We start from the raw sequence: 23,884 nt of genomic DNA on the forward strand, positions 1-23,884 counted from the left end.
CACCGGTCAGGCTGCTGGTTTTCCGCCCGCGCTATACTGGGCGCGAGACTTAATCAGTAACAGGATTTTGCATGGATTATTTGTGGGTATTAGTGGCGTTCCTTTGTGGCTTCGTCGTCAAGCAACTGGGAATGCCGCCCCTTGTCGGCTACCTGCTGGCCGGTTTTGGTTTGCATGCAATGGGCGTGCAACCGGTTGGCAGCCTGCAGGCGCTGGCCGATCTGGGGATTACCCTGATGTTGTTTACCATCGGCCTGAAGCTGAATATCCGTGCGCTGATGCAAAAGGAAGTGTGGCTGACCAGTGTGCTGCATACCGGTGTCTGGGTGGTGTTACTGGCCGGTGTATTGTTACTGGCAGCCTGGCTGGGCCTGAGCCATTACTTCGATATTCCGCTGACAGCGGCGCTGCTGGTGGCCTTTGCCCTGAGCTTTTCGTCCACGGTCTGTGTGGTGAAAATGCTGGAGGAAGCCTCCGAGCTGAAAACCCGTCATGGCAAGATCGCGGTCGGTATTCTGGTGATTCAGGATATTCTGGCGGTGGTGTTTCTGGTGGCTTCAACCGGTAAAACGCCATCGCTCTGGGCGTTCGGCCTGTTCGGTCTGTTTCTGATCAAACCGCTGTTACACCGTCTGGTCAGTCAGGCCGGACACGGCGAGTTATTGCCGCTGCTGGGGTTTTTCCTGGCGCTGGGCGGCTCTGAACTCTTTACCCTGGTGAATATGAAGGGCGATCTGGGCGCCTTGCTGGTGGGGATGTTATTGGCGTCCCATGCCAAATCGGCCGAGCTGTATAAAGTACTGATGAACTTCAAGGATCTGTTCCTGATCGGTTTCTTCCTGTCCATTGGCTTTACCGCCTTGCCGAGCCTCGATATGGCGCTGACGGCACTGCTGCTGACCGTGTTGTTGCTGGTTAAATTCGTACTGTTTTTTGCCCTGCTGGCGCGCTTCAGTGTTTCTGGCCGATCGTCGTATCTGAGTGCTCTGGCGCTGACCAATTACAGCGAATTCGGTCTGATTGTCGCCAGCCTCAGCGTCAACCGTGGCTGGCTGAGTGAAGACTGGCTGGTAATTATCGCGCTGGTAATGTCGCTGTCGTTTATTCTCAGTAGCTTTATTTACCGTCGTGCGCACCATATTTATGCGTTGCGTAAAGACAGCATTAACCGTTTCGAACGGCCGGGAACCCATCAGGGATTTGAGCAACCGAAAGAAGCCAAAGTACTGATTCTTGGTATGGGCCGTGTCGGTAAAGGTGCCTATTGTGCACTGGAACGTGAATACGGCAGCCGGGTCTGGGGTGTGGAGTCGGATGCTGAGCGTGTCGCTGCGCTGAAAACCGAAGGTTTCAATGTGGTGGTCGGCGACTCCGATGATATGGAATTCTGGCAGAAAGTCAGTACTCAGGGCGTGCGTCTGGTGATGCTGGCACTGCCTTCCCAGACGGAAATGCGCAGCACGCTGGAAATGCTGAAGCTTGCCGGTTATCAGGGCAAAGTCGCTGCGGTTGCGCGCTATGAAGATGAGCGTGCCGAGCTGTTACAACTCGGCGTGGATGTGGCTTTTAACTACTACTCCGAGGTTGGCGCGGGCTTTGCGGCAGAGAGCCGTCACCTGCTGAATGAAGGCGAGCCGCTGGACGTCGCGCAGCAGGTTTAAGCCCGGATCGTTGTCAGAGTCAGTGGCCGGCCTGCAGGCTGGCCAGCAGTTGCTCCGGAGTGCTGGCGCGCAGCAGTTGCCGTTCGCCGTGGGCAAAGCCTTCCTGCTGAACATGGCTGAGCAGATCAAACAATGGCTGCCAGTAGTTATCCACCTCATAGCAGGCGCAGGGTTTGCTGTGTGCACCCATACCGGCCCAGCACCAGATTTCAATCAGCTCATCCAGCGTGCCTATACCGCCGGGCAGGGCAACAAAAGCATCGGCCAGATCAGCCATCAGCGCCTTACGTTCATGCATACCGGCGACATGATGCAGGGTAGTGAGGCCGCGGTGGGCCACTTCCCGCTTGTGCAGTGAGTCGGGAATCACACCGATGACTTCGCCACCTTCGGCCAGTGCGGTATCGGCAATAATGCCCATCAGACCACTGTTACTGCCACCATAGACAATACCGATACCCTGTTTTGCCAGATAGCGCGCCAGGTGCCCGGCAGCCTTAGCGTATTTGGGGTCGTTACCGCTGCGCGCACCGCAGTAAATGGCAATTCGTTGCATAACCTCTCCTCATCATTGTCCTGCAAAGTGTAACAGCGCTGTTTTATAGCTTCCTGCTCTTTTGCCCGGGTTGATTAGGTTGTATGTGTCTATGTGCTGGCTTTCACGCGGCTTTTTCCTGTCTCTGGGTTAGGCTCAGAAAACAGCCTGAAGAGGAGGGCCGCGCCATGGCTAAGATGTCATTCCGTTTTACCACCGAAGTAGAAGTTGAGCTGCGTGGTGACAGTTACGAAGAAATTTATCTGATGCTGAAAGATATGATGCACGGAGCGCGTCCGATCAGTACTCAGGGCAATGTAAAAATCTTTCCGCCGGAGCAGAGTGCGATGTACTTCAGCATGGAGGGGGAGCAGGAGTTGCATGAGATCCCGATGTTTAAAGGGGATTTCCGGCGCGATATTCTGGAACACTGACGGCAGGGCACGGGCATAAAAAAGCCCCGCAGCTTGGCAGAAACGTCTGGCATTTCAGGTGGCGGGGCGATTTTCCGGATGGCTGTTATCAGAACAGCTGCAGTACCAGTGCAGCCTGCTCGCAGTGATCTTTTTCTTTCAGATCGTTTTTCTGCTTTGACTGGCCGGATTTGATCCAGGTATAGCTGCTGGGTGAACCTTTACAGATGGTCAGGCCGAGCACGTTATTCTTGGATTTTACAAACAGATTCATGTTTACCAGACCACGGGTGCGCGAGCGCAGGTGGATTTTTTTCGGCGAAATCGTAAACGAGCGCAAACCATCTTTGGCGGTCACATTCATGCTTTCGCCGGCGGGCGCATTAACGAAGGCCGCATCGTCGCGGATTTCAATACTGGTCCAGTTGGAATCGGTTTCAAATTCCAGTTCGTAGATAGTTTCTTCTGCCGGCGCAGCAACAACGCTGGCAGACAGGGCAGTAAGGGCGGCGAATACAAGTGCTTTCATAATATGAACCTTCCGTGGATCTCTCCGGGATGGTGAATTTAGGGGCGATAAAAAAGGCTTTGAATCATGCTGGCATGTTCAAAGCCCTGTTAGTTATATAGTTCAGACTTCTTATATCGTCAAAGATCTGATACTCGGCAACTCCTTAATAACCGTTATAAATGGGTCTCTGCATATTCCGCCAGAATGGATCTTGGGGAGCCTTCCAGATGAATGGTGCCGCCGCTGCTGAATTCTTTAAAACGCTCAATCAGATAGGTCAGACCTGAGCTGATCGGATTCAGATAAGGCGTATCGATTTGCGCCAGATTCCCCAGACAAACCACTTTTGAACCGGCGCCGGCACGGGTGATGATGGTCTTCATCTGATGCGGGGTCAGGTTCTGGCATTCATCAATCAGAATCAGGCTGTGCTGAAAACTGCGTCCGCGGATGTAGTTCAGCGATTTAAACTGCAGCGGTACTTTCTGCAGAATGTAGTCGACGCTGCTGGTGGCGTGCTCATCGTCATTGTGGAGTGCCTCGAGGTTATCGGTGATGGCGCCCAGCCAGGGCTCCATTTTCTCCGCTTCGGTGCCGGGCAGATAGCCGATGTCTTCGTCCAGTCCACGGGTTGAGCGGGTGGCAATAATGCGGCGGAACTGTTTGGTGGCGACGGTCATTTCGATGGCTGCAGCCAGTGCCAGAATGGTCTTACCGGAACCGGCCTGGCCGGTCAGGGTGACCAAATGTACCTCCGGATCCATCAGCAGATGCAGGGCCAGTGCCTGTGGAATATCGCGCGGTGTCAGCCCCCAGGCACTTTGCGATAACAGTTGTTCGGCAGGCAGATCCTGCAGCAGGGCGGTACCTTCTTCTATCAGCACCACACGGCCGATAAAGCCCTTTTCATCGACGATAAAACGGTTCACATAGAGTTCGTCAGGCAAGTTCTCCAGTGGTACGCGGTGGTAGGTGCCGGTTTCATCGTGGAAGGTTTCAACCTGTGACTGGGTTTCCCAGAACGAATCGGCAAAGGCGTGATAGCCGGTTTCCAGCAGGGATACGTCGGTCAGCAGCTGGTCGTTCTGGTAGTCCTGTGCGCCGACGCCACAGCCGCGGGCTTTCAGGCGCATGTTGATGTCTTTGGTAATCAGAACAACTTCCCGGCGCGGGTATTTTTCCTGCAGCCCTACGAGGCTGTTAATGATCTTGTTGTCGTTCAGGTCGGGTGGCAGTGAGCGGTTAGGCGCTTCAAAGTTATCCAGCAGAATAGACAGATGTCCCTGTACCGAGCCATCCGGGCGGGCAATGGGCACGCCTTTGGCGATTTCGGTAGGGGTGGCATCGCCGATGATATGGTCGATCTTGCGGATTGCCTCACGGCAGTCGGTGGCAATGGACGCTTTGCCCATTTTCAGTTTATCCAGCTCCTCCAGAACGGTCATAGGGATCACCACCTGATGCTCTTCAAAATTCAGGATCGCGGCCGGATCATGAATCAGAACATTGGTGTCCAGAACGTACAGCTTGGTTGCGGATTTACTTGCGGCCATATAAGCACTCTCCTGGTTGCAGGTTGGGCTGATCAGATACAGAAATGGCGGAATGCCACGGTGCGCACAGCGCGCGCAATGGGTCGGGCTTGCGGTCGTCAATGGCTTGGCTGGTGGGTTGAGGTCTGGTTGGGTGTGGCCGAGCGGATTGCAGTACGATGGTTTTTGCGACGAAAGGGTTAACGGGTTGAGCGACAAGGGGGTGAACAACGATGGAAGGGGAGTGGACGTTGCAACTGAGGTTCAGCGTCGGTGGTTGCATACTCTGTGTGCACAGGTCTGTGTGGCCTGCCTGCACTCTGTATCTGCCATATCCTGGCAGGTTGATACTGCTCTCGGGTAGCAACTTACCCTCCCTCCGTGGGTGATCGGTACGCTTTGCCGCCGCTATGCATGTGTCACTTATGCGACAGCAAAAACACGCCTTCAGTTACTATGGCGTTACGCAGACTCCTTGCCAAGTGTTTGTTTTATGACAACGCTTTGTCGGCAATGGTCAGCGGATCTGGCCTGAGTCAGCTTTTCAGCCGCGCCAGAAACTGCGCCAGATCCGGCAATAACTGCAGATAAACGCCGAGCCGGCTGGCCAGCAGTACACCATCTTTACTGGTCAGTTTTTCCTGCGCCTGTTGTACCGTCTGCTGCAGCACCCGGCGTGCACGCAGGCGGTTCATGCCCCATTCAACCCCCGGTGCCAGTAATGGCGATAACAGCAGGGCGGAGAGAATACCACTGCCGATTCCGACCCAGCTGACCCAGGCCGGTACACCGAACCAGCCGGCCCAGAACGCTCCCCACCAACTCTGCTGGCCCAGATACACGCTGCCGGCGACGGTGCCGCCAAGACTGGCGGCGCTGCTGAGCATGGCTTTATCGCCCAGTAAGCGGCCGGTGAGCATGATGGTCAGTGCCAGCATGCCTTCGCGCAGCCCTTCGCTGGGCAGATGCAGGCGTACCAGCTGATGTTCAACATAGCGCTCGAATTCCTGCCGTTGTGCCGGTGTCAGTGCTTGCTGGTCTTCAAGATCATGACGGTAATGCTCGATGATACGCTCACAGTATTGCTGCAGGCTGGCTTCAAGAGCGGGCAGATCAAGCAGCTCCTGCTCCAGAATACGGCGCATTTCCTGTTGCTTGCCGCTGGGGCTGGCAATACCTCCCGGACGGCGGTGCAGCAGACCGAGCAGCGTGCGCGGCAGGGCGAGAAGATCGCCGGGAATATCGCGGCGGTGGCGCCAGTGGCGGGCAAAAACCGCTCTGGCCGGAGCAAAGTGGCGGCGATAGACCGTATCCACACGCTGACTGGCCAGCGCGAAATGCTGGTCGAGCAGTTGCTGCAGCGCCCGGCTGTGTTCTGAAGCCGGTAACGTGTCGTTTTGTGCACGCTTTTGACGGTGCGGAGATGCTGGCTGTTGGCGCATTTTAACCTTTCTAAGACCCTTGATTGACTCTATTGTCGCGGGCCCGATGACTACTGGGCCAAGCTTTTTGGCGGCTTAAGCGTTAGACTGGGGCCGGGCTTAACCACAGTGCCAGACACTCAGGTAAGACCCATCAGGATGACCGTTATCCTGAACAGAATAAAAAAAATTACTCATCAGAAAATGGGGGCGTCATGTCTTTCCTCGCGCGTATTTCGCTGGCAGTGCTGGCGATCAGCAGCATGTCCGGCTGCAGCATGATCTACAAAACAACCGGCTGGTTTGCATACGATTACACCGAAGAGTATGCGATTCCCTATACCATGAAAAGCAGCGACCCGGAGATGGCCTGCGGCATGACCACGGCTATGGCACCGACGCTGATGTCGTTCTCTGAAGTCACTTTTGCTCCGGACCGCGCAGCGGTGACTATGTACATGATGTCCGGCTCCTGTGCCGAAGAAAAAGCCCATGAAGAAGCACTGACCTACGTACGGGCCTTTAAGAGCCAGAACATTGCCGAAGCCAAAGATGCCCGTATCCGCGAAAAACGCGCCTTTGCTGTGGCAGCCAGCCGCCAGTACATGGCGTATCAGCACATGGTGGCCGAGTTTGGCGAGCCGGGCGATAAGTGTCCTGATCTGAGTGAAGATGAAGAAATTTACTGGGTACTGGGCTCTATTGCCGGTATGCAGTCGGTAATGAGTGACCTGCGTTCACAGAGCAGCGTTAACGTACCGAAAGACATCGCCATGAAAGCCGTTCGTGGTCTGCAGTGTGTGGATAACGTGCGCTGGTGGGGACTGCCACAGGCGTTGCAGGCTGGTATCTGGGTAATGATGCCGGACACCGCTCCGAAGGGCACTGACCCATGGCAGGAAATGGCTAACGCCAGCCGTATTGCCACCGCCTCCGGTGTGCGTATGGCCCATGCCATCGAAGTGGTGATTGCCGACGGTTCAGGCAACACCGAGCAGCTGCGTGATGCTATTCGCCGCCATGCAGCTTCGCTGAAGACCACTTCCAGCAATCCGGACTACCGCATGATGGATATTATGGCCAGCCGTCAGATTATGGCTGTATCCGACCGTCTGTGGACGGAAGCAACCGGCGCCCGCACACCGACCGGTGGTCTGGGTACTTTCTGGGATGATGTTCAGCCAAAAGCGAACACCCTGGATATCGACGATCTGCTGGAGGACTGAATATGTTACGGGCATTACTGCTGATGGCTCTGGGTACCAGTCAACTGGCCTTCGGAGCACTGGAAAAACGTACATTCTGTGTGTATGACCCACTGGGCGCCAATGGCTCAATCTATGGCATGACCAAAGACTACAGCACCATTGCACTGGAATGGGGTGTGGATTTCCACCTGCGCGCCTATACCGATGAAAAAATCGCGGTCGATGACTTTAAAGCCGAGCAATGTGACGCAGTGCTGATGACCGGCGCGCGCGCCCGTCCGTTCAACAAGTTTACCGCTACGGTTGAAGCTATTGGGGGTGTGCCGAGTGATGACGTGATGCGCAATCTGGTGAACACCATTGCCTCACCGAAAGCCGCGAAGTTTATGACTGAAGGCCGCTATGAAGTAGCGGGTATTCTGCCGGCGGGGCCTATTTATCTGTTCCTGCGCGACCGCACCGTCGATTCGGTCGAAGAGCTGTCGGGTAAGCGCATTGCCACCATTGAATACGATGAGCCATCGATGAAGCTGGTCAATCATGTCGGTGCTTCGGTGGTGCCGTCCAACTCGGCTAACTTCTCCGGTAAGTTCAATAACGGCAGTGTGGATGCGGCTTACGCGCCGGCGGTGGCTTACAAGCCGCTGGAAATGTACAAGGGCCTGGGTAATAAGGGCGGTATCCTGCGCTTTAATCTGGCCTATCTGGACTTCCAGCTGATTCTGCATAAAGACCGTTTCCCGGCAGAATTCGGCCAGAAATCACGTTTGAAAATCGCCAGCGTATTCGATCGCATGCGCGAATATATCGATAAAGACACTGCCGAAATTGATCAGAAATACTGGGTCGATCTGACACAGGATGATCATGATAAATACAACCAGATGCTGCGCAATGTACGCATCTCTCTGCGTGATGAAGGCGTTTACGACGGCAATATGCTGCGCCTGATGCGCAAACTGCGCTGTGCCGAAACACCGGCCGCCGCAGAGTGTGTCGAAAAACTCGAATAACAATAAACAGCCGGCAACACCGCGGTTCCGTCCGGAGCTGCGGTTGCGGATACCCTGCGCGCCGGCAGCAGTAATTTTCAGAGGTATTCTTCCATGGAGCAGACAGTACGTGTAGGCAACCGCACGGCGTACGAATGGCTCGCCGCTCTACCCGCATTTCTGGTGCTGGTATTTGTTGTCATCCTCAACAGCAGTCACGCATTGCATGCTCAGTTGCTGCAATTGGGTGAGGGTGTCTGGGATGGTTATTTCCAGCTGCGCACCGACCCGGTACAGCCTTCCTGTAACCCGACCATGGATATTGATGCGCAGTTAGCGCGTCTGGTGGCAGAAGCCAATGCTCAGCAGGATGATGAGTGGGATTTATTTGAAGAAGAGCCGGCCGATCCTGCCGTTATGCGTCAGTCGTTATTGGCCGCGCAGGAACAGTGCCAGCAAAAACATGCCCTTTATGAAAGCACCGTTGACCGGGTAACACCGGCCGTCCGTGTATTCCGTGCTATTGAGTTAAGCGTGGCCGAATTCGGCGAATTCGGCTTAAGTGCCCAGCGTATTATGCTGGCGGTACTGGTGCTTATCTGCGGCCTGACCGCGTTATTCCGCCGCCATCATATTGCGCTGCGTCCGATGGAAACGGTGATGGATTACCGCGTTGCTTCCGGTGCTCAGCTGCTGGCCAGTGCAATTCTGTTTTATTCGGTCTACAGCTTCCGTGAAGTCGCGTTCTCTGCCGGTGTGGAAGTCACCACCCAGCACAGTATTCTGCATCATCTGTGGATTATCGGTTTTGCCTTTATTCTGCTGCTGAGTCTCTATCAGTTTCTGTTTATTCCAAAAGATGCCAAGCCCGGCGGCAGCTTCCTGAAGGCACAGCTGGCTGTACCACTGTATGCCACCATGTGCATTATTTCCGGGGTGTACTTTATTTCGGCGGGGCACAGTGCCGGTATTGGTATCTACCTGAACCAGATGATGGAACTGTCACAGCTGTTCCTGAATGTGGGGCTGTATGTGTGGATCGGTATGCTGCTGAAGCGTACTGAACTTGCTCAGGTGGTGTTTAATCTGTTCCGTCCGTTCAAACTGCCACCGGAAATGCTGGCGGTTGCGGTGGTTGCGGTGGCGGCTATTCCAACCGCTTATACCGGCGCCTCGGGTATTTTTGTAATCGCCGTTGGCGGTCTGATTTATAACGAGATGCGCCGCGCCGGCGCGCGTCGTCAGCTGTCACTGGCAGCCACGGCGATGTCGGGCTCGCTGGGTGTGGTTCTGCGTCCTTGTCTGCTGGTGGTGATCATCGCTGCACTGAATAATGAAGTAACCACCGATCAGCTGTTTGGCTGGGGCGTTAAAGTCTTCTTCCTGACCACGCTGTTGTTTGCCCTGATGGCACTGGCAACACGCCAGGGTCCGATGCGTCTGGAAACACCGGACAATGTTTTCCCTGAGTTTTTACGGGCACTGAAGCCGCTGATTCCTTATGTATTTATCATCGGTATTACGCTGGCGATTTATGCCGTGGCTCTGAATGCGTATCTGGATGAGTTTTCTGCGCCTTTTATTCTGCCGGTGCTGCTGCTGGTGATTCTGGTGTATGAGCGTCTGGGGCAGGAAAAAGCCGCACTGAAACGTGAAAACCTGAATATTGATTACGTTGAAAACCGTCTGGAGCAATCCTGGAGTGATCTGCGCCGCGGTAACGATTCCATCGAAAAAACCATCCGTGAAGCCACCACTGAAACCACCGGTCACATTGGTGCGTTACTGATGCTGATGGGCTTGTCGGTGAGCATCGGTGGTGTGGTCGAACGTGCCGAACTGATGAGCATGGTGCCCACAACCTTCGATTCGATCTGGCTGGCAATGGCCTTGCTGGTCGCGATTCTGGTGGTGATTGGTATGGTCATGGACCCATACGGTGCGGTGATTCTGGTCAGCGCCACCATTGCCACTATCGCTTATGACAGCGGCATTGATCCGGTGCATTTCTGGATGGTAACGCTGGTGGCCTTTGAGCTGGGGTATCTCAGTCCGCCGGTGGCGCTTAACCATCTGCTTACCCGGCAGGTGGTTGGCGAAGAAGAGGTTCGCCTGGCGAAAGAAGAAAGCGCCGGTATGAGCTTCTGGTATCGCCATGAGCGTATTCTTCTGCCGCTGACCACCATGGCTATTGCGCTGGCTATTGTTGCCTTTGTACCGCTGGCTATTGGTTACGACTGAGGGTGAGTTTTAAATAATCAAGAACAGAAAAACGGGAGCAGCAGCTCCCGTTTTTTATCCTCCTGTGTCTGCGCTGGTCAGGTAATCCGGCTGTAAACAGCCATGAAAAATTCATCTGTCAGTCGCGCTTTTGTCATCTGATTCTGCGCTTCAGGTGGCTCTTCAGGCCAGTTGGCAATTGAGTACCACATCGGCGCGAATCGTTCACTTTTCACGCTGTACTATGGTTCCAGTATTGTCTAATCTCAGGCGCTCTCACCTGAGGACTATAACAATGAAATGGATCCGCTGTTTGCTGGCTCCGCTGTTCCTGACGGCTATGACTGTTCAGGCGGCGACCGAAACGATGACACTGGCGGCTGATGCCGATGCCGGTGTGCAATTCCCCATGAATATTCAGACTGTGACCGGACAGAGCAGTGACGGAAACCAGTTTCTGTCGGTAACTGCCGATGTGTTTGGCGCGGTTGAAGCGGCTATCAACACCACCGTTGCCGATGTACAGGCAAGCTTCTTTGAATGGAGCTACAACCGTGGTGTCGGTACCATCCCCAATACCTGTCCGGCCGGTTACGACGCCAATGCCGGTCTGTGTGCTGAGCAATGCCCGGCGGGCTTTGATTCTGTTGCCGGCGTGTGCTGGGAACAGTGCCCGGAAGGCTGGTCGGATGGTGGTGCCCTGTGTACCCAGTGGAAATGGTGGCCGGAAACCCGTGCCAAACAATCCTGGATTCAGCCTCGCATCGCTATGCAGTGTGCGCCGGGTTCCGTGAATGAGGCTGGTCTGTGCTACGAGCCTTGTGCCGATACCTTTACCGGGGTTGGCCCGCTGTGCTTTGGCCGTTTTGCCAATAACGACAGTGCCGAGCGTATCCGCCAGCAGGCCGCTGAACAGCAGGCTGATGTTCTGGCCAATCTGGGCGAAAGCGGCATTGTGGTGCCGGAAGGTCAGCAGCCACAGCTGAAGACCGATATGTCTTTTGCGCCGATTGTCTGCGGCCTGGAAGCAGTTGAAGGTGCCTTCGGTCTGCCAGTACCTGATCCGGTAAACATTGGCGGTCTGGCAGTGGATGCGACCGGTGATGCGATCCTCAACGCGATTTCGGATTCGGTGAGCAGCGGCGCCTGGTTCGTACCGAGTCTGGCACAGACCGTTGTACTGGATTTCTCGGCTCAGGCCGGTTGTGAAGACGATGGCGTAGTGGCCAAAGCCTCTCTGAATTTCAAACCCAGCGTAACGGTAAAAGCCAGCACCCGCATGTTCGACAGTGTGCTGCACAATATGGCCGGTGTGGATCTGGGTATTATGAGCGTCTCTGTTTATGAGCTGATCCCGTTCCGTGTGTACGGCACTGTGGGCAGCACCATGAGCACCGATGCGACCCTGACCTCTGTGGTTGACCGCAGCATGCCTCCGCTGATTATCGATGGTAAACAGCATGCCAACAGCACCGCGCTGGCGGTGACTCCGGGCATGGATCTGTGGCTGTCGGCGGAAGCTTATCTGCGCGTGACCAGTATTCTGAGTTTTATTCCGGATCTGCTGCAGCTGGGCGCAGAATTCAAAGTCTGGGTTCTGGAACTGGCGATGCCTTATCAGCTGGAAGAAGGTATGCGTAACGGTGCTGAAGGCTATGAAATGTACAAGCAGGAATCCCTGCACAGCCTGCTGTCTTCCGGCCGTGGTTATGTGGATACTTTCCTGCGTGTCTTCGGTATCGAAACCAATGCGTTCGGTGATAATGCCGATGTGCAGTGGGACGGTTACCACGAAGACAAAACGCTGTTCGATAAAGAGGCCAGCCGTCCGCTCAGTTTCTGAGTAACGCTGCCTGAACGGTAAACCCGAGGCCCTTCCTGTGAAGGGCCTTTTGCTTTTACAGACAGACTGCTCAAAAACGGAGCCCATGATCATCATGCGTTGGTTGCTACGAATTCTGTTGTCACTGCTGGCTTTGCTGATGCTGAGCGGAGCAGGCTTTTATCTTTATCTGCAGACCCTGCCGACCAAACCACCGGCCTTTGTCAATGCGGCCGATCTTGATGAGAGCCAGACTGCACAGCCACTGCAATGTGCGGCGGGTCAGCCACTGAAAGCTGCGTACCGGGTGCGGGTTGAGGTGCTGTCGCGCCTGAATGGTCAGCAGGTGTATGCCTCTAATGTGAGTTTCCGCACTCAGCTGCAGCAGGCAAATGGTGATCTTGTGCGCGCAGTGGCCACGGATATCCGGGTTGATGAAGGCGATGGCGCGGCGACCTTGCCGGATCTGCCCTATCTCAGCCGCGTACAAAGTGCCCGGGGGGCGGTGTTTGTGGCGTTTAATGATCTGGGACTGATGGAGCAGCACCCGCTGGCGGTGATCAGCCAGCTGCTGAAAGGACTGTCTGTCGGTCATGAAGGCGAAACCTACCGTTATGCCTATGACTCGCTGCAGCGCTTATACCGTTACCGCCAGACAGGCGCAGGCAGTGAACGGGCGGTGTTCCGCGCGGATAGCGATTTATCGCTGCTCAGCCGGGATTTTGCCGCTAACCGCAGCGACTGGCGTATTGTCAGCGATGGTGGTTGTCTGCCGCAGCAGCTGACATCCACCGAGCGTCAGGCGCTGCAGGTGGCGGGGCAGCAGGGCTATATCGAGTTCCGTATTCAGGCTGAAGCTATTCCGCCGTATGCCGATCTGAGCCGTTACACCTTTAATGCCGGTGCCAATGCTGCACAGCGCTGGCAGATGCGTCAGGTAAGTACCGCCGATTTTGCTTCACCGGTGAATTCTGCCGCTGATATGTGGGCAGTGTTTGCCGGTTTTGCCAAAGAACGTAATACCGCCCGCCTGATCCGTGCCGCGGAATATCTGCTGGATAACCTCTCGCCTTATGAACTGGCCGACGCTCTGCAGGGTCAGGGGATGGAACTCAGTGATGAGGCCGGGCGTGATCTGATTTTTGCGCTCGGCATCAGTGGTCGGCCGGAGGCTGAGGACTTTATGCTCGACGTATTGCAGACCTTGCCACAGGGCGCCGGTGAAGCGGTGGATATGCAGAAAGTACGCCTGATGGTGGCCCTGTCTGCCTCAGGACAGGTTACGCCGCGGGCGTATTCCGCACTGGATTCACTGGCGCGCAATACTCAGGAAAGCGTTAACGTTCAGGCTAATGCCCTGATCAGCATGGGCAGCATGGTGCGTCAGCTCGAACGGCAGGGCAGCGATAACAGCAGTCAGGAGCAACAACTGACACAGCTGTTAAGTGAGCGTCTGGACGGCCCGCAGGCAGCCTCAGCCATTATGGCGGCCAATAACGCCGGACTGACCAATCTGGAGCCTGAAATCATTGCTCACCTGGGCTCATCGTCGAGTCGTGAGCGTTATGCCGCCGGGATGACCCTGAGCCGTAATCCGCAGCATTATCCGCTGTTGCTGGAACACCTGCAGGGGGAAACCTCCAACCTGGTGAGTCAGGCTATTCTGGCCAATATGGATGTGAGTAAACTCAGTCAGATACAACGTGGTCAGCTGGATCAGATCGCCAGCGACAGCGCCGATGTCGATAAGGCGATGTTAATTCAGCGCTTTCTTGCTCAGTAATGCAGATAACAGGCATAAAAAAACGCCGTGTATACGGCGTTTTTATTTTTCTGTGCACTAATGCAGCAGTAATTCATCGCAGCTGAATTTTGACGCTGGTACCGGCACCAAAGCTGATATCGCGGATAATCACATCGCCCATATGCTGACCCTCAGAGCCAGCGACTCTTACGTTGCGGAAGGCAATCTGCTTGATGGTGGTCGGCATCTGTACTTCCAGCGAACCGTCGGCATTGATGGTGGTACGTGGACCGGGTTCGTATTCAACACCGGACACTTCCATTTCAGCATCCAGCAGGTTGGTGCCGGGAATCAATGATGACGCCAGGCTTTCCAGCGTGGTAATGGCTGCATCATTGCTGTCGAGATCACTGTTTACGATATCCAGCAGGCGTTCATAGTTGGTCATTGCGCCCTGAGCGGTAATATCAGACATTGCGCTGTCGGACATCATCTGCATGCCACTGCGCTCGGTAATCTGCTGCTCTGCAATGGCGCTGTTATCTGTTGCGGCATTGGCGTTGGCCATAAATGGCTGAATAGGGCCAAGCAGGACGGCACTGATGGCGGCAATCAGACGATAACGGGATTGTTTCTTCAGTGCTTTGCTGAGCTGACGTTCGGTTAACCAACCGTTGTTAACCAGTACTTCACCAAGGCGCATGCCGCTTTGGGCCTGCAGTGTGAGTGCTTCGTCCAGTTGTTGGCGGGTGATCAGTCCTTTATGAATGAGCAGGGTGCCCAGACGTGAGCGCTGTTGTATTTCTTGCCGCTTTTGCATGCTAGCCGACCTTTTATGGGTTCTTGTTATTCCGTGTCCGGTTATGCTGCCCCAGTGGCGCAAAGGGAACAACAAAAGGACTTTGACGGAAACCGTTTATTTGTCATCTGGCCTCTTTAACTCATTGAAATTAAAAGGAAATACAAAAGCAGGCCAATTTGTAACTGAACGTTGCCGGGGACTGGATATTTTCCCCTTACTGCGAGTATAGACAGGAATGTCAGGGCTGCTGGTCTGGAACCCGGTGATAGGCAGGATGGATGAGCAGATTGACAATATTAATTTACCCCCTGGGCTTTTTACCGCTACTCTGCGGGCAATTGTCGTGGCTGGTCCGTAAACGGCAGGCTGTTGTTGCCGGATAAACACTCTGTATCGGGCATTATCGGGCATTTAAATCGTCCATCGATTTATCCCGGCGGCATTGCTCCCTATAATGGCCGCCATTGACACCGAATTCTGACATTGGAGACGCATCAGCATGAGCGCAGCACGCCACGTTAAGTTATTGATTCTGGGTTCCGGTCCTGCCGGTTACACCGCTGCGGTTTATGCCGCGCGCGCCAACCTGAATCCGGTGATCATCACCGGCATGCAGATGGGTGGTCAGCTGACCACCACCACCGAAGTGGATAACTGGCCGGGTGACGCCATGGGCGTTCAGGGGCCAGAATTGATGGAGCGTATGAAAGCCCATGCTGAGCGCTTTGAAACTGAAATTGTGTTCGATCAGATCAGCGAAGTTGATGTGCAGCAGCGTCCTTTCCGCCTGAAAGGCGACAGCGGTGAATACACCTGCGATGCATTGATCATTGCTACCGGCGCCAGCGCCAAGTATCTGGGTCTGGAAAGTGAAGAAGCCTTTAAAGGTAAAGGTGTTTCTGCCTGTGCGACCTGTGATGGTTTCTTCTACCGCAAAAAACGCGTCGCCGTGATTGGTGGTGGTAACACCGCCGTGGAAGAAGCGCTGTACCTGTCGAACATCGCTTCTGAGGTAGTGGTGATTCACCGTCGTGAAGGCTTCCGCTCTGAGAAAATCCTGGCCGATAAACTGATGGAAAAAGCGGCTAACGGTAACGTGACGATTCACTGGAACAGTGAGCTGGACGAAGTGCTGGGTGACGATATGGGCGTAACCGGTATGCGCATCAAAAACCGTGAAACCGGTGAGACCCAGAATATTGAGCTCGAAGGTATCTTCGTGGCTATTGGCCACTCACCAAACACCGGCATTTTCGCAGGCCAGCTGGAAATGAAAGACGGCTACCTGGTAGTGCAGAGCGGTTCTAACGGCAATGCAACCCAAACCAGTGTTGAAGGTGTGTTTGCCGCCGGTGACGTGTCCGACCACATCTACCGTCAGGCCATTACCTCGGCCGGTACCGGCTGTATGGCCGCACTGGATGCTGAGCGTTACCTGGATAACCTGAAGTAATCCTGGTTTCTGACCGAATAAAAAAGCCCGGCTCTGGCCGGGCTTTTTTATGGCTGCGGAATCTGAGCTTCTTTACTACCTGCTCCGCCATTCAGTTGCAGCAGAGCCGGTAGTGGCGTCAGCTGGCTGGTAGTTACAGGCACGGCGGCTGAACCGGCCTGACTGATCTGTTGCAGGCGTTCGCTGGTTAATGGGTGGGTCTGGAACATCAGCGCCCAGCGGCTTCCATCGTGTTCTGCGAGCATATTACGGAAGAACTCATCGGCTCCGCTACTGTGGCCATAATGGCTTTGCAGTATTTCAAGTGCGCGCTGATCGGCGCTGCGCTCCATATCCCGGCTGAAACTTAACAGCGTCAGCAGACTGGTGTGCTGGCCGATCATACTGGCAGCCCCTTCACCACCGATGACGCTGCCAAGCAGAGTGATTGCCAGTTGTTCCAGCGCCAGAGTCATTGGGTGACGCTGCTCCACGTGGGCATATTCATGGGCCAGCACCATGGCCAGAGCATTTTCCGACGACACCTGAGTTAACAGGCCACGGGTCACGAATATATGGCCACCGAGTGTGGCAAAGGCGTTGGGTGTGTCTTCATCCGCTAACCAGTGCAGCCGCACCTTTAATGGCGAGCTTTGTTGGCTGAGCAGGTTGTCCAGCAATTGCTGAAGTGCCTGCTGGCGTTCTGTATCTGCAGCGTGCGCGTCCTGAGTGGTGGGCTGCAGTGCGCCGGATACGGCTTCCGGGGCGGAGGAGAACCAGCGGCTTTCCCAGGAATAAGGAATCTTAGGCCCCAGCCACTGGGCACTCCAGCCCAGCAGCAGGGTCAGCACGAACATCAAAACCAGCAGTGCGCCGGCCAGCAGCAGAAAGTCTTTGAGCGGATGTTCGTTACGGTTATTGATCTGTTCGGGCAGTTTGGGGTTGCCCTGTGGCAGGGGCGAGCCCCGCCTGGGCGCATGGTTGTGTAAGGGAGGGACGCTCATCTCAGCGTGCCACTGCCGACGCAGCAGAAGCAGAAACCGGTGTTGGAATAAGAGCCGTTCCGTATGCCAGTACCTCTACTGACCCTAACCCCTGTCCGGCATTCTGGCCGATGCGGCTGGTTTCGAACTTGAGGTTAAACACCGCCTCAGCTCCCAGGCTCTGCGCTTCTTCCTGCATGCGCAGAATGGCTTCGCGGCGGGCGCGATCCAGCAGGCTTTCATAGGCGCCCACACGGCCACCAAATAAACCACGTAAGCCTGCAGCAACGGTTTTAAAGTAATCCACCGAAATAACCACTGAGCCGGTGACCAGCGTGCTGGCATGGTTCTGAAACTGAATGGGTGGCATGCGGTCTGGTAGTACCAGCAGACTGCGCAGGGCGTCTTCGCGGGCAATAATGCTGCGGTAATGACGTGATTCTGCCAGCCGGCCAAAGCCATAGCCCAGCGCCAGCAGCGTCAGAAAGACAATCAGCTGACCCATCAGCGATCCTCCAGAATCACCGCCGTACCGTAGACGAAGATTTCGGATGCTCCGGCGGCGATGGATGAGGTAGAAAAGCGCACATTGACTACCGCATTGGCGCCCAGAGCGCGGGCCTGTTCGCTCAGACGCTGCAGAGCTTCATCGCGGGATTCGGATAACAGCTCGGTGTAGCCTTTGAGTTCACCACCAAAGATGTTTTTCAGCCCTGCCATAATGTCACGGCCTGCATGCTTGGCACGCACGGTGCTGCCCTGCACCAGTCCGAGATGGGTGGCGATTTTTTTACCGGGGACGACTTCCATATTACTGATCAGCATACTGGCTCCTTGTGTTTGGTCGCCTTATTAAGCCCTGTGGGGCAGAAAAAGGGAATATGGCGGTTTTTATAGCCGGGAAGCAAAACAACCAACATGAACTAGACTTGTTGGGAATAAACCTCACTCTGGCCAGAGAGCAGATACTCATGATGGAGCAGTTTTCCGGATGGACACTGGGGCTGATGATCGCAATAGCGGCGCTGTCCCTGTTCTTCCACTTTTACCGTTATTCCAACCGCACCGCTGAAATTGCCCCCAATATTCTGACCAGTATTGGTATTTTCGGCACGTTCCTCGGTGTGGCTCTTGGCTTATGGCATTTTGATACGACTGATATTCAGGGCAGTGTACCGAAGCTGATGGACGGTCTGAAAACCGCGTTCTGGTCATCCATTGTGGGGTTGCTGGGTGCTCTGACACTGAAAATCCGCGCTGCTCTGGCACAGACCGGACGGCGTGAAGTCAATCAGACCCGGGTGGCAACCATCGACGATCTGGATGCTTCACTGAAGCATATTGCCGACCAGATGAATCCGGAGCAGGAAAACGGTTTGCAGCATTTATTACAGCGTCAGCATCTGCAGACTCTGGAGCGTATGAATCAGGTGATTGGTGCCCTCGACAGTTATCAGGAACGCATGGCAGAAGCCAACGCTAAAGCATTGGTTAATGCGATTGAAGCCGTAATGCGTGAATTCAATACCAAAATTAATGAGCAGTATGGCGATAACTTCAAACGCCTGAACCAGTCGGTTATTGCCATGCTTGAGTGGCAACAGAATTACAAAGACCAGTTAAATACCCTGATTACCGAGCAGGAGCGCACCTCGGGTTCTATGCAGGAAGCCAGTCAGGCGTTCGAATATATGGTGAAACATGCCAATGCGTTCAATGGTATTTCTGAGTCGTTGCAGGATCTGCTGAACGGCCTGGAGGCCCAGCGCGCGAATCTTCAGTCACAGCTTGGCAGTCTGGCCGATCTGGTTAATCACGCCGCCGATGGTTTACCGAAGCTTGAAGACCGTATTGTTGCATTAACTCAGGGAATGGCCGATGCCGTGCAGATGCAGCAGCGCTGGGCGGTTGATGAACTGGGTAAAATGCAGCAGAGCATTGAGCAGCAACTGCAACAGAATCTGACCGACAGTGGCCAGCGTTTACAGGATCAGCAGCAGCAAAGTCTGCAGCAACTACAGCGTATCGGCGAGCGGGTTGAACGTCAGGTGGTGGTGCTGGATGAGAGTATGGAAGAGGAGCTGAATAAAGCCCTGAAATCCTTCGGTATGCAGCTGACCGCGTTGTCCGAAAAATTTGTCAGTGATTACTCACCACTGACTGAGAAACTGCAACGACTGGTGCAAATGGCAGAACAGATCGATGAATGAAAATGAACTGGAGCAGCTGAAAGAGCAGGAAGGGCACTGGGTTGCCGTTTCCGATTTAATGGCTGGCCTGATGATGGTGTTTATGCTGATTTCCATTGTCTTCATGATTAATGTCGAACAGGAACGCGATAAAATACGCGACGTCGCCATTCTGTACGATCATCTGCGTGTGCAGCTATACGAAGATTTAAAAAGCGAATTTGCTGATGATATGCAGCGTTGGGGAGCGGAGCTGGATAAAGACCTGACCTTCCGTTTTAACAATACCGAAGTGCTGTTCGATAAAGGTGCCGCTGATCTTAAGCCGGAATTTCAGTCAATACTGGCGGACTTTTTTCCTCGTTATATCGGTATTATTACCCGTGAAAAATACCGTGACGATATTCTTGAGGTGCGTATAGAGGGCCATACCTCCAGCGCCTGGTACGGTGCCCTGAGCGATGATGATGCCTATATCCGCAATATGGATTTATCACAAAAGCGTACGCGTTCTGCTCTGGGTTTCGTGCTCGAATTACCGGATGTCAGCGCCAATAAAGACTGGCTTAAATCTCACCTGACAGCGAATGGCCTGTCATCAGCCAAAGTTGTGCGCGACGATAACGGTGTGGAAAATGACGAGCGCTCACGACGGGTGGAGTTTAAAGTCCGCACTGATGCAGAAGGGCGGATTGCCACCATTCTGGATCGGGTATTGCCGTGAAGATTACCGACTTTTTTCAGGATGAAGGCTTTAACCGTTTGCGTGAACGCATGGGAACCGATGCCTTGGGCAACTTTGAATTATTCGATCCCGCCCGTCAGCTGACCTATGCCGAGCGTGAAGCTCTCGATAACGGCATGCTGACTGCCGAAGGGCAGGCATTACGTATCCTAAAAGATAAAACCCTGGCCTTTAAAAACACCCGTGTCTGGCTTTTTTATGAGCAGGATTATCATCTTGCCTATTGTCAGAAAGTGCAGGCGTTGCGCCATCATCAGGATCGTTTACAGATTGGCACCGGAGCGCTGTCGGCTAAAAAGACCGAAGGCGTATGCCTTGAGTGTTTGTCTGTGCTGCAATATCAGGGCGTGGACGCACGCCGCTTACGGCGTGCGGAGTTTTCTGAACAGATCAGGGAGCAATTCTCGCTGGAGCTGTTTAAACAGGAATATCCGTTTTATCCGGTATAAGAACCGGCACGGCCAGAAAGCCGTGCTGTTCTGCGGATTACTGCCAGTTAAACTGATTCCAGCGGGCTTTATCCCAGCTTGCTGTCTGGTCGGTGTCGCCACCTGAGGAATTGTCTGATCCGTCGCCGGTATCGCCACCTGAGGAATTATCCGATCCGTCACCGGTATCACCGCCTGAGGAGTTATCTGATCCGTCGCCGGTATCACCGCCTGAGGAATTATCCGATCCGTCACCGGTATCACCGCCTGAGGAGTTATCTGATCCGTCGCCGGTATCACCGCCTGGGGAGTTATCTGATCCGTCGCCGGTATCGCCGCCTGAGGAATTATCTGATCCATCGCCGGTATCACTGCCTGAGGAATTATCTGATCCGTTGTCTGTATCCGTTGGTATATTGTCTTCCGGTGTACTGTCTCCGGAACCGCCAGCACCACCGCAGGCGGTTAAGGTCAGAAAGAAAACAAGAATAAAAGCCAGTTTCATGGGCTGACCTTCTCAATGATAATGTGATCCAGAAGGTTACTCAGCTCCGTAATTTCCTCAGAAAAGTCCGAATTAACGCTGACGTCATCATCAGTAAAATCGTAATCTCCTATACTGACGACTTTCTTTGCCTGTCTTAGCGTATTGCTTATAAAACCAAGCGACATAATCCGGTTTCCGAGAACCACATTCGCTGAAAACGATACGTTTGCCTTTTCATAGTGGTTTCTGAATTCATAGGGACTATCTTCACCGAAGTTTGAATAATGTTTGCTGCGGATTACATTGAAGCCAACGTTTTTATTGTAGGCGCTGGGATAGCCGGAAAGAGTGGTGTTATTGCAGACATAGTCGCTGCTCCCAAGGGGAATAAAGGTCACGGGAGAAAACATAACATAGCGACTACCATCATCTTTCTCTGTTACCTGAAACGGGTAGGTGATGTGATAAATATCACCGTTTACAGGATCGACAACTTTGTATTTGGTTAAGCGGTATTCGGTATCACCAAGGTAGAATGATGTTCCGAGCGGTGCGGTTTTTTTTGAGTAAGTATAAGGAATGTCGATAGCATTATCTGAGCACTGAAAACCAGACTGGTTAGTGTCTCCGGATTTCAGATCAGAAATCTGCCCTGCAAGATATTCGAAGTTTTCATTTACTTCAGAAGCTCTGGCCGGAGTATTCGCGGAAAATGTGTGAGGTAAATCTGCCATAGAGGTTGCCGAATACAGAAACATAGATAAGACGGCCAAACCGGTACTGCGCATACAAGAACTCCTGCTGGGGCATACTTTTTAGTTTGTCAGTAGTAAAAAATAAATGGGCGCTTTATTCAAGATGCTGAGGCTGAGGAACTTCAGCAGCGGATCTTTCATTATGAGTAAAGGAGATCCTTACGCGAGGCTGGATGCAAGAAAATTGATTAATTATTAATCAGAAGGTTTGGCAGACGCCGGTGTTCTCAGATTGTTTGCCGTTATGGTGCTGAAAATCGCAGGCCTGGTGGCCTCCCCATCAGGACTTGAACCTGAATCTGACGCTTAGGAGGCATCCGTTCTATCCGGTTGAACTATAGGGAGAGGCGGGCATTTTAACGGCTGACAGCGGTGCTGTCAGCCTTTGTTGTTAAACGTCACCCAGAGATTCTTCTTCGAGGTCTTTATGGTGGCGCTCTTCCCACTGAAATTCGGTGATCAGGCGGTCGAGGTAGCGCTGTGCCATGGCCGATATCATGGTGAAGGCAAAGCCGCAGATAGTATTGCCTTCGTCATCATTGATGATATGGCGGGCTTCCAGGCTGCAGTCCATGGTGTTTTCTTTGTTAAATCTTACCCGCGCGATAGGAAAATCACGTTGCTCTTCCAAGCGCTTTTTAACATTAGCGCTGAAGTGAGCTTTGAAGCCGCTTGATGACAGATCAAGCAGACGACCGAGCAAATCGCCTTCACCATCGTTCATTTTAATTTTCAGCAAAATGTTGTGCGCAGGTGGAACGGCGACGCGATAGGCAGTACGGCGCTGCAGATACAGAACCTGTTCAGGAAACTCCGCACGGTATTGTTCTTTCTGGGGCTGGTACTTCAGCCGGCCGGTCATGCGGAATTCAATACGCACACCCTGACTGTCGCATTCTATATGAAAGCGTTTTCCCGCCCGGATAAGATCATTGCCATGTTGCGGAATGACTTTGTCCATGAAAAAGCTGCGGCTTTTAAAGTCTGTTTGTGGAATGGCGGAGGTGAACTCTTCGTCGCTGCCGTCAATCCGTACTTTAACCGGTGTGCCCATCAGGACGATTTTGCGCAATGCTCCGTAAATATCTTCCGGTTCATCGAGCAGGTATTCTTGATTTTTTTCCTCAGACATTGCCCTTGGTTCCCAGACATGATCAGACCTGAATGTACCCTTGTCCCTGCTTCAGGCTGCTTGCTTTCCCTTTATCGTTATATAAGTGTGGATCATTCTGCTGACCACGCAAGATTTTAAGTTTTTGCAGGGTGCGATGACGGGCGTGAAGGACGATATCGGAGAGCTGAACCGATAGCTTCTGGTTCTGTTTGTACTGGTTCTCAAGGTTGGACCATAGGAGGCGGATGTTTGCCGCAGCGGCAATATCCTGATGCTGAAGGCATTGCGCAGATTGTGGCAGGCCCGATGCTTTCATCCATAGAAGGCGTTGTTCGGCGTGATCCTGTAACTGGCGGAGGCAGAGTGTTTTTTCCTGCTGGAGTGTTTGCAGGCCTTGCAGGTCGTTGTTGGCCAGAGCATCCCGTTCCTGTTCAAGAATCGCGTGGATTCCCGTGGTTAATTCCAGCTCGGTTTGCAGGAAAGCTGCGAATTGCGCGATGTCTGTGCTCATAGGAGTTCACTGCTTCAGTTGAGACGATCCTCAAAATCAAGCATTTTTCCTGCCAGCTTTTCATAGTCGATCTTGTATTCGCCTTTTTCGATGGCTCCGCGAATGCGTTCTACGGTTGCGTCATCGACGTCAGGCATTTCACGGATTTCCGCTTCAACCTGCTGAATGCTTTTGCTGCTGGCGCTCAGCTTGACCTGATCGGTGAAGACTGCGCTTTCCTGCGCTTTGGCGGTTGGTGCCGGGTCTTTATTTACCGGTTCGTTACGGGTGCGTGAACTGTTATCTACACCACCGGTTAACTTATTGATATTCATAGACAAATCTCCGAGCCAGTTAGGCATTTTACACTCCTGCATAGGTGTTATCGGCGGCCATAGTT

At 53.6% G+C, this 23,884-nt stretch carries 24 protein-coding genes and 1 tRNA gene; 11 read left to right on the plus strand and 14 right to left on the minus strand.

The window, feature by feature from the left end; genetic code table 11:
- The first annotated feature begins 71 nt into the window (after window positions 1-71).
- A complete protein-coding gene (locus HUF18_RS18905) occupies window positions 72-1,661 on the plus strand; it encodes a cation:proton antiporter family protein (RefSeq protein WP_225693449.1) in 1,590 nt (529 codons plus the stop codon).
- Between the two features lie 19 nt (window positions 1,662-1,680).
- Here the strand turns inward: HUF18_RS18905 and HUF18_RS18910 are convergent, their stop codons facing one another.
- Window positions 1,681-2,217: an LOG family protein gene (locus tag HUF18_RS18910; protein ID WP_225693451.1), complete on the minus strand. Its 537-nt coding sequence runs from the start codon at window positions 2,215-2,217 to the stop codon at window positions 1,681-1,683.
- A gap of 167 nt (window positions 2,218-2,384) precedes the next feature.
- Here HUF18_RS18910 and HUF18_RS18915 point away from each other — a divergent pair, with 167 nt between their 5' ends.
- Window positions 2,385-2,630, plus strand: coding sequence for a hypothetical protein (locus HUF18_RS18915; protein WP_145465882.1), 246 nt, complete (start codon window positions 2,385-2,387; stop codon window positions 2,628-2,630).
- An 88-nt stretch (window positions 2,631-2,718) separates the two neighbouring features.
- Here HUF18_RS18915 and HUF18_RS18920 read toward each other — a convergent pair whose 3' ends face one another.
- The 3 genes from HUF18_RS18920 to HUF18_RS18930 form a co-directional block, all read right to left on the minus strand.
- Entirely contained in the window at window positions 2,719-3,138 is a 420-nt protein-coding gene (locus tag HUF18_RS18920) for a hypothetical protein (protein ID WP_145465880.1), read from the minus strand.
- A gap of 155 nt (window positions 3,139-3,293) precedes the next feature.
- Window positions 3,294-4,673 (minus strand): PhoH family protein, encoded by a 1,380-nt coding sequence (locus HUF18_RS18925; protein ID WP_145465878.1) that lies wholly within the window; start codon window positions 4,671-4,673, stop codon window positions 3,294-3,296.
- Window positions 4,674-5,188: 515 nt separating this feature from the next.
- Window positions 5,189-6,094, minus strand: coding sequence for a hypothetical protein (locus HUF18_RS18930; protein ID WP_225693453.1), 906 nt, complete (start codon window positions 6,092-6,094; stop codon window positions 5,189-5,191).
- Window positions 6,095-6,288: 194 nt separating this feature from the next.
- On the opposite strand from HUF18_RS18930, the gene HUF18_RS18935 reads away from it, so the two are divergent.
- The 5 genes from HUF18_RS18935 to HUF18_RS18955 all read left to right on the plus strand — a co-directional run bounded on the left by HUF18_RS18935 (window position 6,289) and on the right by HUF18_RS18955 (window position 14,098).
- Window positions 6,289-7,299 carry a hypothetical protein gene (locus HUF18_RS18935; protein ID WP_145465876.1) on the plus strand — a complete coding sequence of 337 codons (1,011 nt, stop codon included), beginning with the start codon at window positions 6,289-6,291 and terminating at the stop codon, window positions 7,297-7,299.
- A gap of 2 nt (window positions 7,300-7,301) precedes the next feature.
- Window positions 7,302-8,294 carry a putative solute-binding protein gene (locus tag HUF18_RS18940; RefSeq protein ID WP_145465873.1) on the plus strand — a complete coding sequence of 331 codons (993 nt, stop codon included), beginning with the start codon at window positions 7,302-7,304 and terminating at the stop codon, window positions 8,292-8,294.
- Between the two features lie 93 nt (window positions 8,295-8,387).
- On the plus strand, window positions 8,388-10,514 hold the full coding sequence (locus tag HUF18_RS18945) for a TRAP transporter large permease subunit (RefSeq protein ID WP_145465871.1): 2,127 nt from the start codon (window positions 8,388-8,390) through the stop codon (window positions 10,512-10,514).
- 274 nt (window positions 10,515-10,788) lie between these two features.
- Window positions 10,789-12,336, plus strand: a complete 1,548-nt coding sequence (locus tag HUF18_RS18950; RefSeq protein WP_145465869.1) for a hypothetical protein — start codon at window positions 10,789-10,791, stop codon at window positions 12,334-12,336.
- A gap of 85 nt (window positions 12,337-12,421) precedes the next feature.
- Entirely contained in the window at window positions 12,422-14,098 is a 1,677-nt protein-coding gene (locus HUF18_RS18955) for a hypothetical protein (RefSeq protein WP_225693455.1), read from the plus strand.
- 73 nt (window positions 14,099-14,171) lie between these two features.
- On the opposite strand, the gene HUF18_RS18960 is transcribed toward HUF18_RS18955, so the two are convergent.
- The gene (locus HUF18_RS18960) at window positions 14,172-14,879 is read right to left on the minus strand and encodes a hypothetical protein (protein ID WP_225693457.1); all 708 of its coding nucleotides are present in this window, start codon (window positions 14,877-14,879) and stop codon (window positions 14,172-14,174) included.
- A gap of 481 nt (window positions 14,880-15,360) precedes the next feature.
- Between HUF18_RS18960 and trxB the strand changes: the two genes are divergently transcribed.
- On the plus strand, window positions 15,361-16,314 hold the full coding sequence (trxB, locus tag HUF18_RS18965; protein ID WP_145465863.1) for a thioredoxin-disulfide reductase: 954 nt from the start codon (window positions 15,361-15,363) through the stop codon (window positions 16,312-16,314).
- 47 nt (window positions 16,315-16,361) lie between these two features.
- Here trxB and HUF18_RS18970 read toward each other — a convergent pair whose 3' ends face one another.
- The 3 genes from HUF18_RS18970 to HUF18_RS18980 are packed head-to-tail and all read right to left on the minus strand — an operon-like array spanning window position 16,362 to window position 18,101.
- Window positions 16,362-17,297: a M48 family metallopeptidase gene (locus tag HUF18_RS18970; RefSeq protein ID WP_225693459.1), complete on the minus strand. Its 936-nt coding sequence runs from the start codon at window positions 17,295-17,297 to the stop codon at window positions 16,362-16,364.
- Between the two features lies 1 nt (window position 17,298).
- Complete coding sequence (locus HUF18_RS18975) at window positions 17,299-17,781, minus strand: YbjQ family protein (RefSeq protein ID WP_145465859.1); 483 nt, start codon at window positions 17,779-17,781, stop codon at window positions 17,299-17,301.
- Window positions 17,781-18,101 carry a YbjQ family protein gene (locus HUF18_RS18980; RefSeq protein WP_145465857.1) on the minus strand — a complete coding sequence of 107 codons (321 nt, stop codon included), beginning with the start codon at window positions 18,099-18,101 and terminating at the stop codon, window positions 17,781-17,783. The genes HUF18_RS18975 and HUF18_RS18980 overlap by 1 nt, the downstream gene beginning before the upstream one ends.
- A 146-nt stretch (window positions 18,102-18,247) precedes the next feature.
- Between HUF18_RS18980 and HUF18_RS18985 the strand changes: the two genes are divergently transcribed.
- Genes HUF18_RS18985 through HUF18_RS18995 form a run of 3 tightly spaced genes read left to right on the plus strand, consistent with a single transcriptional unit; the run spans window position 18,248 to window position 20,659 of the window.
- Window positions 18,248-19,486, plus strand: a complete 1,239-nt coding sequence (locus tag HUF18_RS18985) for a hypothetical protein (RefSeq protein ID WP_145465855.1) — start codon at window positions 18,248-18,250, stop codon at window positions 19,484-19,486.
- Window positions 19,479-20,189: an OmpA/MotB family protein gene (locus HUF18_RS18990; protein WP_145465853.1), complete on the plus strand. Its 711-nt coding sequence runs from the start codon at window positions 19,479-19,481 to the stop codon at window positions 20,187-20,189. Before HUF18_RS18985 ends, HUF18_RS18990 begins: the two co-directional genes overlap by 8 nt.
- Complete coding sequence (locus HUF18_RS18995) at window positions 20,186-20,659, plus strand: hypothetical protein (RefSeq protein ID WP_225693461.1); 474 nt, start codon at window positions 20,186-20,188, stop codon at window positions 20,657-20,659. Before HUF18_RS18990 ends, HUF18_RS18995 begins: the two co-directional genes overlap by 4 nt.
- 37 nt (window positions 20,660-20,696) lie before the next feature.
- Here HUF18_RS18995 and HUF18_RS19000 read toward each other — a convergent pair whose 3' ends face one another.
- The 6 genes from HUF18_RS19000 to flgM all read right to left on the minus strand — a co-directional run bounded on the left by HUF18_RS19000 (window position 20,697) and on the right by flgM (window position 23,846).
- Entirely contained in the window at window positions 20,697-21,143 is a 447-nt protein-coding gene (locus HUF18_RS19000) for a hypothetical protein (RefSeq protein WP_225693462.1), read from the minus strand.
- The gene (locus HUF18_RS19005; RefSeq protein WP_225693464.1) at window positions 21,140-21,913 is read right to left on the minus strand and encodes a hypothetical protein; all 774 of its coding nucleotides are present in this window, start codon (window positions 21,911-21,913) and stop codon (window positions 21,140-21,142) included. Before HUF18_RS19005 ends, HUF18_RS19000 begins: the two co-directional genes overlap by 4 nt.
- Before the next feature lie 236 nt (window positions 21,914-22,149).
- A tRNA-Arg gene (locus HUF18_RS19010) sits at window positions 22,150-22,225 on the minus strand.
- Between the two features lie 46 nt (window positions 22,226-22,271).
- On the minus strand, window positions 22,272-23,012 hold the full coding sequence (locus HUF18_RS19015; RefSeq protein WP_145465846.1) for a flagellar brake protein: 741 nt from the start codon (window positions 23,010-23,012) through the stop codon (window positions 22,272-22,274).
- Window positions 23,013-23,034: 22 nt separating this feature from the next.
- Entirely contained in the window at window positions 23,035-23,505 is a 471-nt protein-coding gene (flgN, locus tag HUF18_RS19020) for a flagellar export chaperone FlgN (RefSeq protein ID WP_225693466.1), read from the minus strand.
- A 14-nt stretch (window positions 23,506-23,519) separates the two neighbouring features.
- Window positions 23,520-23,846, minus strand: a complete 327-nt coding sequence (gene flgM / locus HUF18_RS19025; protein WP_225693468.1) for a flagellar biosynthesis anti-sigma factor FlgM — start codon at window positions 23,844-23,846, stop codon at window positions 23,520-23,522.
- Window positions 23,847-23,884 lie beyond the last annotated feature (38 nt).

Origin of the sequence: Thalassolituus sp. ST750PaO-4 (assembly GCF_020320405.1) — a bacterium.
Taxonomy (GTDB): domain Bacteria; phylum Pseudomonadota; class Gammaproteobacteria; order Pseudomonadales; family Oceanobacteraceae; genus Venatoribacter; species Venatoribacter alkanivorans.

Coding starts and splice junctions, on each gene's coding strand:
- HUF18_RS18975 (WP_145465859.1), bottom strand. CDS start 17,781: ATGGGTCAGCTGATTGTCTTTCTGACGCTGCTGGCGCTGGGCTATGGC.
- HUF18_RS18955 (WP_225693455.1), top strand. CDS start 12,422: ATGATCATCATGCGTTGGTTGCTACGAATTCTGTTGTCACTGCTGGCT.
- HUF18_RS19015 (WP_145465846.1), bottom strand. CDS start 23,012: ATGTCTGAGGAAAAAAATCAAGAATACCTGCTCGATGAACCGGAAGAT.
- HUF18_RS18945 (WP_145465871.1), top strand. CDS start 8,388: ATGGAGCAGACAGTACGTGTAGGCAACCGCACGGCGTACGAATGGCTC.
- flgM (WP_225693468.1), bottom strand. CDS start 23,846: ATGCCTAACTGGCTCGGAGATTTGTCTATGAATATCAATAAGTTAACC.
- HUF18_RS18935 (WP_145465876.1), top strand. CDS start 6,289: ATGTCTTTCCTCGCGCGTATTTCGCTGGCAGTGCTGGCGATCAGCAGC.
- HUF18_RS19000 (WP_225693462.1), bottom strand. CDS start 21,143: ATGAAACTGGCTTTTATTCTTGTTTTCTTTCTGACCTTAACCGCCTGC.
- HUF18_RS18915 (WP_145465882.1), top strand. CDS start 2,385: ATGGCTAAGATGTCATTCCGTTTTACCACCGAAGTAGAAGTTGAGCTG.
- flgN (WP_225693466.1), bottom strand. CDS start 23,505: ATGAGCACAGACATCGCGCAATTCGCAGCTTTCCTGCAAACCGAGCTG.
- HUF18_RS18950 (WP_145465869.1), top strand. CDS start 10,789: ATGAAATGGATCCGCTGTTTGCTGGCTCCGCTGTTCCTGACGGCTATG.
- trxB (WP_145465863.1), top strand. CDS start 15,361: ATGAGCGCAGCACGCCACGTTAAGTTATTGATTCTGGGTTCCGGTCCT.
- HUF18_RS18970 (WP_225693459.1), bottom strand. CDS start 17,297: ATGAGCGTCCCTCCCTTACACAACCATGCGCCCAGGCGGGGCTCGCCC.
- HUF18_RS18930 (WP_225693453.1), bottom strand. CDS start 6,094: ATGCGCCAACAGCCAGCATCTCCGCACCGTCAAAAGCGTGCACAAAAC.
- HUF18_RS18920 (WP_145465880.1), bottom strand. CDS start 3,138: ATGAAAGCACTTGTATTCGCCGCCCTTACTGCCCTGTCTGCCAGCGTT.
- HUF18_RS18990 (WP_145465853.1), top strand. CDS start 19,479: ATGAATGAAAATGAACTGGAGCAGCTGAAAGAGCAGGAAGGGCACTGG.
- HUF18_RS18980 (WP_145465857.1), bottom strand. CDS start 18,101: ATGCTGATCAGTAATATGGAAGTCGTCCCCGGTAAAAAAATCGCCACC.
- HUF18_RS18905 (WP_225693449.1), top strand. CDS start 72: ATGGATTATTTGTGGGTATTAGTGGCGTTCCTTTGTGGCTTCGTCGTC.
- HUF18_RS18960 (WP_225693457.1), bottom strand. CDS start 14,879: ATGCAAAAGCGGCAAGAAATACAACAGCGCTCACGTCTGGGCACCCTG.
- HUF18_RS18910 (WP_225693451.1), bottom strand. CDS start 2,217: ATGCAACGAATTGCCATTTACTGCGGTGCGCGCAGCGGTAACGACCCC.
- HUF18_RS18925 (WP_145465878.1), bottom strand. CDS start 4,673: ATGGCCGCAAGTAAATCCGCAACCAAGCTGTACGTTCTGGACACCAAT.
- HUF18_RS18985 (WP_145465855.1), top strand. CDS start 18,248: ATGATGGAGCAGTTTTCCGGATGGACACTGGGGCTGATGATCGCAATA.
- HUF18_RS19005 (WP_225693464.1), bottom strand. CDS start 21,913: ATGCGCAGTACCGGTTTGGCCGTCTTATCTATGTTTCTGTATTCGGCA.
- HUF18_RS18940 (WP_145465873.1), top strand. CDS start 7,302: ATGTTACGGGCATTACTGCTGATGGCTCTGGGTACCAGTCAACTGGCC.